This window comes from Actinomycetota bacterium (genome assembly GCA_030682655.1).
Lineage (GTDB): Bacteria > Actinomycetota > Coriobacteriia > Anaerosomatales > JAUXNU01 > JAUXNU01.
The window spans coordinates 1-3822 of record JAUXNU010000215.1; the positions used below are offsets into that span (position 1 = coordinate 1).

The following is a 3822-nucleotide window of genomic DNA, read 5'->3' on the forward strand; positions in this document are numbered from 1 at the left end:
GGGATCGCCGCACCGTTCGACTGGAAGTTCACCCGCGACGACCTCGCCGAACTCATGGCGAAGCTATCGGATACGGCGGTGCGGGCCGCGGCGTGAGGAGGGACGGTTACGTGAGCGAACTTACGGTTTGGAGTACTAGCCTCAGAATGCCAGCCTCGGGAGATGTCCGCCCATCGTTCACCTTCCTCCATAATCCGGAGCCCCAGAAGGCGAAGAAGTCGTCGGCGACGAGGTCAACGCGGCACATGCTGTCTTCGCGGGGACCGAAGTCTCATGCACTGTCAAAGCCAGGGTCAGATCGGAGGAGTCGCGCAGCCAGCATGATGTAGCCGCGAAGCGGTTTGAGGACGTGCTGCCACGGTCTCGCGTGCCCGGGGTTCCGAAGTCCCAGTTCCACTCCGCGTGCGATGGCGTGAGCTGCGTCGGGAATCAGCCGGTCGGGGCTCCAGTCGCCGCCGCCGATCACATTTCCCGCCCGAGCGGTCGTGACGGCCGCGCGTGGGGCATTCGGACCGAAGAAGGAACGTGCATACGCGGCGGCGGCGATGTCAGCGCACGCTTTCGACGAGCTACAGGGGTCACTTCCGCCCAGTGGATCGCGTTCGCGATATCCGCGCAACCACTCGCGATTCTCGTAGCACTTGTCGATGGTAATGACCACAACCGCACGGACGGACGGGCACTTGCGCGGCCTCAAGTACGTTCACAGTGCCCGTGACGTTTGTGATGTAGGTTGCGACCGGCTCGGCATAGGAGATTCGCACGATTGGCTGGGCGGCGAGATGGAACACCACCTCCGGCTGCGCCCGCGCGAAGATCGCCTCCACTGCGCACAGGTCGCCAACATCCGCGATTGTGGAATCGACGATGTCTTGCACGCGGCAGACCTCGTGCATGGCCGGTTCGGTAGTCGGTTCCGGTGCGAGTCCGCTGACAGACGCACCAACCCCGATCGAGCCACACGGAGAGCTAGGAGCCCTTGAAGCCGGTGTGGTGCAGTCGAGACGGAGAAGTGGTGCAAGAAAGTGGCGCTTGGTACAGTGTGCGGGTCAGCAGTCAAGGATGTGCGGGGATGTAGGAGGTAGGGTGAAGGGTCACAAAGCCAGCCTCGACGGTCGATTCGGCTACAACGTAATCGGGTTCCTGACAGGGAACTTCGGTCTCTCTGCCGCCGCACGAAACACGGTACGCCTGCTGGACAAGCGTGGTTTCGGAATGCGCCTTATCGACATCGATGCCGGGACCGAACGCACAGGCAAGGATTTTGGCGTAATGCACATGGGAATGCAGACCGAAGAAGTCGCACCCTACGCCGTCAACCTGTTCCATGTGAACCCGAGTGAAGTAGCCACTCTCGCCGCCCACGCATCTCAGCTGCGCATGCGCGAGAAGATCAACCTCTGCGTCCCGTTCTGGGAGCTTCAAGCGCTTCCGACCCAGTGGTTGCCCATACTCGCATACATGGACGCCATCCTTACCGCGACAGACTACATCCGCGACTCTATCCTGCGTGTTCTCCCGAACGCGGTCTGTGTGCCATATCCGCAGGCGACCATTCTTCCCGAGGGAATCGAACCGAATCGGGCGAAGTTCGGTCTGCCCGATGACGCGGTCGTCTTCCTGAACGTCTTCGACTTGCACAGCGACATCAATCGAAAGAACCCCCTGGCGGTCATCGAGGCGTTTAGACGCGCGTTTCCGAAACCGGAGAACAACTACCTCGTGATCAAGATGAGTGCGGTGAGATCCGCTCGCGAGCTCTATCCCAACGAGCTGGCGGAGGTACACAGAGTTGCCAGCGAGACCGCGAACATGATCCTGATCGACGAGCTCCTGACATACGAAGACGTGCTGTCCCTGCACGCGTCATGCGATGTGTTCGTGTCGCTACACAGGGCCGAGGGTCTCGGGTTGAACCTGATGGAGAGCATGTCGCTCGGCAAAGCGACGATATGTACCGCGTGGTCCGGCAACATGGACTTCACCAACGACAGAAACTCCTGCCTCGTCGGGTACAAACTGATACCAGTCCAGCCAACGCACAAGGTGTACGACCCCGCCAATCTCGCCGGCGAGGCGCGCTGGGCCGATCCGGACGTCGAGGAAGCCGCGCAGTTCATGCAGCGCCTGGCGACAGACAAAGCCCTGCGTTCGACACTGGGCCAGCGAGCTAAGGCGGATATGGAAGAGAATGTGATGAGGTATTGGCGCGGTCTGACGTTCGACCAGGTCAAGCAACAGGCCGTGGACAGCTCTTCGCTCATGTGGCAGAAACGCAGGGCGAGCGGCAGGCACTAGGGGCACGAACGCCAGAAGACGCTGTGGTGAGCACGTCATGTGCGGGGGAGGCACGCGGTGAGGCAACGATGAGTCGATTCCGACCACCGGTTTCCATAGTCGTCTTGACTTTCAACGGTCTAGACATGACAAGAACGTGCATTGACCGGTTGAGCGCGACCACAGAGGACTACGAGCTCATCGTCGTCGAGAACGGTTCGAGTGACGGCACGGTGGAGTACGTACGCGGGCTGGAGCGCGAAGACGAGCGTATCCGCGCTGTCTACAACGCCTCGAACCGTGGATTTGCGAAGGGATGCAACCAAGGGGTTCGAATGGCTCAACACGAGCATGTCTGTCTACTCAACAACGACACTGAGCCTTCGGTAGGATGGCTTGACGCGATGAGGGATGTATTCGACAAGGATGTCGGTGCTGTGGGGGCGAAGCTCCTATACCCCGACAACACAATCCAGCACGCGGGGATGGTCTTCGTGTATCGTCCCGGGCTGATGCCCCACTTCTTGCCCGATCACAGGTTTCGTTTCGCCCCCTCCGATCTCCCAGAGGCGAACGTGCTTGAGGAGGTTCCGGCGGTCACGGCGGCATGCCTGCTCACCACCAAGCATGTGTGGGAGCGGGTCAAAGGCATGGATGTAGCGTACGGCAGGGCGTACTACGAAGACGTCGACTTCAACCTGAAGGTCCGAGATACGGGCTGGAAGGTTCTCTATCAGCCTGCGGCAACCCTCGTCCACAAGGAGAAGGGGACTACGTCGGCTCTAGCCGGCACGCCGGATGATCTTGACCGGACTTTCGCACGGAACCACCGGCGCTACGTGGAACGATGGAACAAGAGACTATTCCTCGGGTTGGCCACCTGTTCCGAGTCACAGTAGCAGGCGCAATCAGCCGACAGGCCTTCGCAGTGCGGTCAATTCGAGCTGCTGGCCAGCTACTGCTCCAGGGACACTCCCTCTGAGAAGACCAGGTAGACGAGATCGGGGCGGTGCGCAGAGCGTGCCGTCGCCCCCAGGGCGTCTGTTGTGGTGCCCAGACGCGCAGCTAGATCCGGGATGTCGCTCTCGCGGGCGAGGGCTTTGACGGTGCCGCCGCTGGAGGTGTAGACAACGGGCAGTACCGAACCGAAGTCGGACACCTCCGTCCCGAGTGTTCGTTCGACGAACGTGTCCGGTTCAGGTGAGTACAGCTCGGGAGCGTGTTCGAGCACGAATTGGGCGACGGGCCCGTGCCGGAGGTAGCCCGCCTGCAGCTGTCCGATCGGGACCGTAGACCCGGGGGGCACGGCGAACGCCACGAAGGCGACCTGAACCACGACCGCCGCCGAGAGAAGGCGTCGCCCGAGGAGTCGAGAGGGCTCCGTTCCTTCGACAACCGCCCAGACTAGTTCTCGGATTCCTAAGTATTAGCGCGTAATCCGTGGCTCTCGGACATGGTACCATCTCCGTGAGGAGAGGAGGTGCCATGTCCAGAAGAAGCCCGTACGTCATCGAACTCAGCGAGGAAGAGCGTCGGGTCTTGGAG

4 protein-coding genes are annotated in these 3822 nt (G+C 61.2%); 2 read left to right on the forward strand and 2 right to left on the reverse strand.

What is annotated here, in order from left to right:
* Window positions 1–578: 578 nt before the first annotated feature.
* A complete protein-coding gene (locus tag Q8K99_14630; protein MDP2183784.1) occupies window positions 579–878 on the reverse strand; it encodes a GDP-mannose 4,6-dehydratase in 300 nt (99 codons plus the stop codon).
* 208 nt (window positions 879–1086) lie between these two features.
* On the opposite strand from Q8K99_14630, the gene Q8K99_14635 reads away from it, so the two are divergent.
* Both Q8K99_14635 and Q8K99_14640 read left to right on the forward strand, forming a co-directional pair.
* On the forward strand, window positions 1087–2298 hold the full coding sequence (locus Q8K99_14635) for a glycosyltransferase family 4 protein (GenBank protein MDP2183785.1): 1212 nt from the start codon (window positions 1087–1089) through the stop codon (window positions 2296–2298).
* Between the two features lie 68 nt (window positions 2299–2366).
* Entirely contained in the window at window positions 2367–3176 is an 810-nt protein-coding gene (locus Q8K99_14640) for a glycosyltransferase family 2 protein (GenBank protein MDP2183786.1), read from the forward strand.
* Window positions 3177–3232: 56 nt separating this feature from the next.
* On the opposite strand, the gene Q8K99_14645 is transcribed toward Q8K99_14640, so the two are convergent.
* On the reverse strand, window positions 3233–3613 hold the full coding sequence (locus Q8K99_14645; GenBank protein ID MDP2183787.1) for a hypothetical protein: 381 nt from the start codon (window positions 3611–3613) through the stop codon (window positions 3233–3235).
* Window positions 3614–3822 lie beyond the last annotated feature (209 nt).

Excerpts from the sequence above, each read along its gene's own strand:
- Q8K99_14640 (MDP2183786.1), top strand. The coding sequence starts at position 2,367 with ATGAGTCGATTCCGACCACCGGTTTCCATAGTCGTCTTGACTTTCAAC.